Annotated in this window: 2 protein-coding genes; both read left to right on the top strand. The window is 71.8% G+C overall.

The window, feature by feature from the left end; genetic code table 11:
* The coding region (gene treY / locus FV228_RS19540; protein WP_147856141.1) for a malto-oligosyltrehalose synthase at nucleotides 1-2,836 on the top strand (2,836 nt) is incomplete at its 5' end.
* 554 nt (nucleotides 2,837-3,390) lie between these two features.
* The coding region (locus tag FV228_RS19545) for a maltotransferase domain-containing protein (RefSeq protein WP_147856142.1) at nucleotides 3,391-5,227 on the top strand (1,837 nt) is incomplete at its 3' end.

Raw genomic sequence — 5,227 nt, forward strand, 5'->3', positions numbered from 1 at the left:
CCGGGGCCCGCGCTCGGGCTCCGCCCGGCTGGCCGTGCCGCCGCCGCAATCGACCTACCGGCTGCAGTTCCACAAGGACTTCACCTTCGCGGACGCGGAGCGGATCGTCCCGTATCTCAAGAAGCTCGGGATCAGCCACGTCTACGCCTCGCCGCTGCAGAAGGCGCGGCCCGGCTCGACCCACGGCTACGACATCGTCGATCACGGCGCGATCAACCCGGAACTCGGCGGCGAGGCGGATTTCGTCCGGCTCTCCGAGACCCTGCACGGGCACGGGCTGAAGCTGCTGTTGGACATCGTCCCGAACCACATGGGCGTCGGCGGCTCCGACAACCCGTGGTGGCTCTCCGTGCTCGAATGGGGCTCCCTCTCGCCCTTCGCGGACGCCTTCGACATCGACTGGCAGCGCCTCGGCGCCGGCCGCAACCTGGTGATCCCGTTCCTAGGCGAGCGCTACGGCGAGGCCCTGGAGCAGGGCACGCTGGAGCTGAAGTTCGATCCCGAGGCCGGCGCCTTCAGCGTCTGGCACTACGAGCACCAGCTGCCGATCCGCCCGTTGAGCTATCCGACCATCCTGAACCGGGTGATCGCCGCCATCGGCGCGGTGGACGACGACACCACCGCGGAATTGCTCGCCATCTCCGAGCGCCTGCGCGCCATGGCGATCGACGCCGACGAGACCCGCCGGACGGGCTTCCCGGAGGAGGCCGAGGGGCTCAAGCGCCGGCTCGCCGAGATCTACGGCGTCTCGCCGCTGATCCAGGAGGCCACCGCCAGCACCCTGGCGCTGCTCAACGGCTTCAAGGGCCGCCCGGACAGCTTCGGGCCGCTGCACCGGCTCCTGGAGGCCCAGGCCTACCGGCTGGCCCATTGGCGGGTGGCGTCGAGCGACATCAACTACCGCCGGTTCTTCGACGTGAACTCGCTCGCCGGCCTGCGGGTGGAATTGTCCGACATCTTCCACCGCTCGCACGAGACCGTGTTCCGCCACATCCGCGAGGGCCGGATCGACGGGTTGCGCATCGACCACATCGACGGGCTCGCCGACCCGCTGGGCTACGCCCGCGCGCTCCAGGCCGCCGTCGGCCCGGGCTTCTACGTGGTGGTGGAAAAGATCCTGGAGCCCGGGGAGCGGCTGCGGCCCTGGCCGGTGGCCGGGACCACGGGCTACGACGTGCTCAACCAGCTCGACGGCATCCTGGTGGACAAGGAGCGCCAGGGGAAGGTCCGGCGCCTGTACGAATGGGCCTCGGGCTTCGACGAGCCCTACGGGTTCCAGCTCCGCGCCGCCAAGGCCGAGATCCTGGAGATCAGCTTCGCCAGCGAGCTGGAAGTCCTGACCTCCGATCTCAAGGAGGTGGCCGACGCCGACCGGCGGACCCGCGACTTCACCGTCAACGCCCTGCGCCGGGCCCTGATCGAGGTCATCGCCCGCTTCCCGACCTATCGCAGCTACCTGCCGCCGGAGCTGGAGGAGGGCGAGGTCGAGCCCGAGGACGTGCGGCTGATCGAGGGCGCGGTCGCCAAGGCCAAGCGCTGGTCGAGCCTGCCGGACCGCTCGGTGCACGACTTCGCCGCCGACGTGCTGCTCGGGCGGATCGAGACCACGGGGCCGGGGCGCCCGGACCCGCGGGTGGTCCTGCGCTTCCGCCGCCGGTTCCAGCAGCTCACCGGCCCGGTCATGGCCAAGAGCCTGGAGGACACGCTGTTCTACCGGTACGCCTGCCTGCTCGGCCTCAACGAGGTCGGCGGCGATCCCGGCGAGTACGGCATCGACGCCGAGCATTTCCACGACCTCCAGATCGCCCGCGCCCGCGACTGGCCGAACGCCATGATCACCACGGCGACCCACGACACCAAGCGCGGCGAGGATGCCCGGACCCGGATGCTCGCGCTGTCCGAGATCCCGGAGGGCTGGGCCGGCGCCTGGGACCTGTGGCAGCGCACCGCCGGGCCGCACCTCGCCCGGATCGACGGCGAGCCGGCCCCGGATGCCAACGACCAGTGGATGTTCTTCCAGGCGATCCTCGGCGCCTGGCCGCTGGAACTGCTGGAGCGGGACGAGACGGCGGCGATCGCGGACTTCCGCGACCGTCTGATCGCCTACGGCGAGAAGGCCATGCGCGAGGGCAAGCGCCGGTCGAGCTGGGTCAACGTCGACGAGGTCTACGAGGGCGCGGTCAAGAAGCTGTTCTCGGCGCTGATCGCCCCGGGCTCGGACTTCCTGCGCGAGTTGCGCCCCTTCGCCCGGCGGCTCGCCCATCTCGGCATGCTGGCGGGGCTGGGCCGTACGGTCCTGAAATGCACCCTGCCGGGCCTGCCCGACACCTACCAGGGCACGGAGGTCTGGGACTTTTCCTTCGTGGATCCCGACAACCGCCGCCCGGTGGATTACCCGGCCCTGGAGCGGATGCTCGAACAGGGCGGCGAACCGGCCGCGCTCCTGGCGCACTGGCCGGACGGGCGGGTCAAGCAGGCGACCCTGGCGCGTCTGCTCGCCGAGCGGGCCGAGCGGCCGGCCTTCTACGCCAGCGCGGCCTACGAGCCGGTCGAGGCCAGGGGCGACCGGGCGGCCCACGTGATCGCCTACCGGCGGACCGACCCGGGCGAGGAGGGCGGCGACCTGTTCGTGGCGGTGCCGCGCCTGTTCGCCGGCATCGTCGGCGACGCGGTCTGGTCGGGCGAGGCGTTCGCCGGCACCCGGGTCGATCTCGGGGTCGGCACGATCTGGCGCGACCTCGTCTCGGGGCGGGTCGTGGAGACCGGAGGGGAGGGGGCCGACCTCGGCCAGCTCCTGCGCGACCTGCCCTACGCGGTCCTGCGGCGGGAATCGTGAGGGAATCGGCCGGATCGGCGGATCTCCCTCCCCCCTCTGCCGGCTACCGGATTCACAGATCAGGCTGGGCAACACGGTCGCAGGATCAGGCGCGGGTCCCCTCTCCCGTGCGGGAGAGGTCTGCTCTCGCAGAGAGCCGGGTGAGGGATCAGGTCTTTCCGGAGATGTCGCATCCCTCACCCCAACCCTCTCCCGCACGGGAGAGGGGGTTCGTCGCGCCCTATGAGTGCCGATGTCTGAACGTCGTAGCCTCTGCGGGGGAGGGTGGACCAGCATGAAGGCCGCGGCCTTCTCCTGCACCGTCGCTCCCCTCTTGCGGGACTTCGTCCCGGCCCGACCCCCTTCGAGAGCCACCCTCCCCCGCAAAGGGGGGAGGGAGGATGCACGGGTCCGCCGCTGCTACGAAGAACACGATCGGCAGGCCCCTCGCGGCCCTGTCATGCGAATCTGCTGAGAGGCGGGTGGCGCGGACCTGAACATCCGCGCCGTCCCACGTAAGGCACGCCCGCGCGGTTCGGGCGTTACGAGACATGGACCAGGAGCCAGAGACCAGCATGAACGCACCGACCAAAGCCGCCGCCGCGACGACCGGGGCCGAGGCCGTCCTGCCCGCCTCCCCGGCGCCCCGCGCCGCGGGGCCGCGGATCTACAACCTGTTCCCGCTGCTGGTCGGGCGCGTCTCCGACTGGGCGGCCGAATTGCCCCGGATCGCGGCGCTCGGCTTCGACTGGATCTACCTCAACCCGTTCCACCAGACCGGCGGCTCGAAGAGCCTCTACGCGGTGGCCGATCCCGAGCGGCTCGACGAGCGGTTCCGCGACCAGGACGGCACGCCCGACGACGAGCAGATCCGCCGCTTCTGCGCCGCCGCGGAGGCCGCCGGCCTGGCGGTGATGACCGACCTCGTGATCAACCACACCGCCGACAACGCCCGGCTCGTCACGGAGCGGCCCGACCTGTTCATGAAGGAGCCCGACGGCTCGATCATGCATCCGGCCGCCGTCGACCCGGACGATCCGTCGATCCGCACGGTCTGGGGCGACCTGGCCGAACTCGACTATCACACCCCCGCCGCCCGGGACGAGCTGACCCGGATCTGGGGCGCCTACGTGGCCCGGCTCCAGGCGCTCGGCGTCGCGGGCTTCCGGTGCGATGCCGCCTACAAGGTCCCGCCCGAGACCTGGCGCGTCCTGATCGGGCAGGCCAAGGGCCGCGACCCCGCCTGCCTGTTCGCCGCCGAGACCCTGGGCTGCACCTTCGAGGAGGCGAAGGCCACGGCCGGCGCCGGCTTCGACTACCTGTTCAACTCCTTCGCCTGGTGGGACCTGCAGAAGCCCTGGGCGCTGGAGCAGTACGAGCGCCTGCGGGTGCTGGCGCCCTCGATCGCCTTCCCGGAAAACCACGACATGAAGCGGCTGGCCGCCGAGGCCGGCGGCGGCCCCGAGGCGGTGGCGCGGCACCTGCGCACCCGCTACGCGCTGGCCGCCTTCTTCTCGGCCGGCGTGCTGATGCCGATCGGCTACGAATGGGGCTACCGCCGGGCGCTGCACGTGGTCGAGACCACCCCGCGCGACCGCGAGAACGACACCGGCCTCGACATCTCCGCCTCGATCCGGGCGATCAACGCCCTGCGGGCCGAGCTGCCGGCCGCCAACGTCGAGGGCGCGCAGATGCGCATCTCGGCCCCCGACAGCGACCTCGTGGCGCTCGCCCGCTTCGACACCGGCCATCCAGCCTCGGCGCAGAACGCCGTGATCGTGCTCTACAACCCCTCGGACAGGCCGGTGCCGGTGGAGGCCGGCACGCTCATCGCCCGCACCGGCGGCATGCTCGGCGCCTTCGTCGACCGGACCCCCGAGGCCGAGCCGATCGCCTTCCATCCCGGCAGCGCCATCGACCTGCTCCCGGGCGAGTTGCGCATCCTCAGCGCCGGGCCCGCCCAGGTCGCCCAGCTGCCCGAGCGCGACACGCCGACCGGCGAGGGCCGGGTGGTGATCGAGGCGGTGAGCCCGGAGATCGACGGCGGCCGCTCGGCGGTGAAGCGCGTCGTCGGCGAATCCCTGCGGGTCGAGGCCGACATCTTCTCCGACGGCCACGAGGTGCTCGACGCCGCGATCCTGTCGCGGGTCGCCGGCACCGAGGCGTGGCGCGAGGACCCGATGGTCTTCGCCGACAACGACCGCTGGGCCGGGCAATTCCCCCTGGAGCGCAACGCCCGCTACGAGTTCACCCTGATCGCCTGGCGCGACCCGTTCTCCTCCTGGGTGCGCGACACCCTGAAGAAGCGCGCCGCCGGCGTCGACATCCGCCTGGAGACGATCGAGGGCGTCACCCTGGTGGAGAGCGCCGCGTCCCTCGCCCGGGGCCGCGGTGCCGGGCGCGACGCGGAGC

Source organism: Methylobacterium sp. WL18, assembly GCF_008040015.1.
GTDB classification, from domain to species: domain Bacteria; phylum Pseudomonadota; class Alphaproteobacteria; order Rhizobiales; family Beijerinckiaceae; genus Methylobacterium; species Methylobacterium mesophilicum.